The following is a 1,630-nucleotide window of genomic DNA, read 5'->3' on the forward strand; positions in this document are numbered from 1 at the left end:
TTCTTAAGGATCAAAGCGGCCGTAGCGGCGTTGATCTGAATAACAAGGCAAACGCACGTTTAAACCTGCTCAAACTGGGCACCGCATTGAAAGATCAGATTCCCTCGGGAAGGATCAACGCAAGCGGAATAGATTCCAAGTTAATTCTGGAGCTGGCTCGCAAATCTTCAAACCCGGAGATCGCCTCTCGCATCCTGGATTCGAAGCTTCGCCTGGATAAAAATAACCGTATCGTGCTCGGACTCGGTGCGGTCTTTAGCACCAATCCCGAGGTGAACGCACCTGACAAATCCCAGCCTGGGAAAATCCCTGGGAATTACAAGGGACTCCAGCCGACGGTATGGAGGTCGGGTTTGCTTTACTCCGGCATGCTGGCGCTGACGCGTCCGGACAAAAACTACATGCTTTGCTCAGGGACGGTCATAGCGAAATACTGGTTTCTAACTGCAGCTCATTGCTTGCTAAACGAAGAGACGCGAGGTAAGTTTTCGCCGGCCGAGGTTGCGGTCTTCTTGCCATTTCAACAAGGTTCCGAAACGGTCAACGCGATGCGAGGACATCTGAATCTAAACATGAAAAAAGTTTTGGTCGAAGCAACCGAATGGCTCGGAGACGGTATTCCGGAAGCTTTCCCGAATACTGTTGACGCTCTTAACCAGATGATTCGAGAGGGAAAAGATATTGCACTTCTGAGGTTGAAGAAGTCGGATATGGACGCACTCCCCTCAAGTATTGAGAGCGTCAGAATACTCAGTGGTCTTCCCAAGTCTTCACAGGTCAGTGTAGTTGGCTATGGCGTTACCAACATTTATGACAACAGCGATCTCACATTAATGGTGGCAATTCGAAATAACCTACCTGAAGGCCTGGATGCCAACGCTGACCTGATCACTTTTGGCGCACCTGCAGGATCGACCGCAGGTGGTATTTGTGGGGGAGATTCCGGCGGAGGACTTTTCGCTGGGCGGGTGAATGGCATAAGTAGCARTCCGCGACTGATTGGTGTAGTGAGTGCCCTGCTCCAATCTGCGGACACGAGCAGCGCGGACGCGTGCATCGCTTCCGCTCAAGGCCATGCATCCTTGCTAAGCTCACGAAATCATGGTTTTATCTGCGGCAGGCTTCCTGAAGCCTGCATTCAATAAACCCAACCTAAGTCTACTTGCCATGGCATTCAGTGACTTTTAAATCCTCTTACAGACCCATACAAGTGCAGAGTGTGGGCGTTCCCCACACTACTTGTGGTTTTCTCGCCCCCCGATGCCAATAGTCTGGGTGTGGTTCAAAAATCCTTACCCAATCACGTTGCGTACATTGACAGGAAGTTGCGGCGTTCTGTATCGGCTTGCAGCGCTGTGCGTGACCCGGTGGAGACCATCCGCTTGCGGGCGAACCGGTTGAGGGTGTGGAAGAAGGGCATGCTGTTGGCGGAGACAGCCGAAGTAGTGACAAAGTTGCGCATGAACGGAGACCGGGTGCGGGCGCGTTTTCACAGGCCTGAATCCAGCATCCGTAGATATTTCCCCTGTCTGCGGCGTGCTTTAACTATAAGATCAGCGCGATCACCAAAACAACAAGGTTGCAGCACAAGCCGCCTTCCGCCCGGGGACCAGAAGTGAAAACAGTGAAG

The 1,630-nt window shown here is 52.1% G+C and carries 1 protein-coding gene; it reads left to right on the forward strand.

Features of this window, described 5'->3' with window-relative positions; translation table 11 throughout:
* Positions 1-1,145 (forward strand): trypsin-like serine protease (locus tag AC1D1P_RS22820; RefSeq protein ID WP_477674564.1); only part of this gene is annotated, 1,145 nt, incomplete at its 5' end.
* Positions 1,146-1,630: the final 485 nt, after the last annotated feature.

The organism is Polaromonas sp. P1_E1_2, assembly GCF_056406035.1.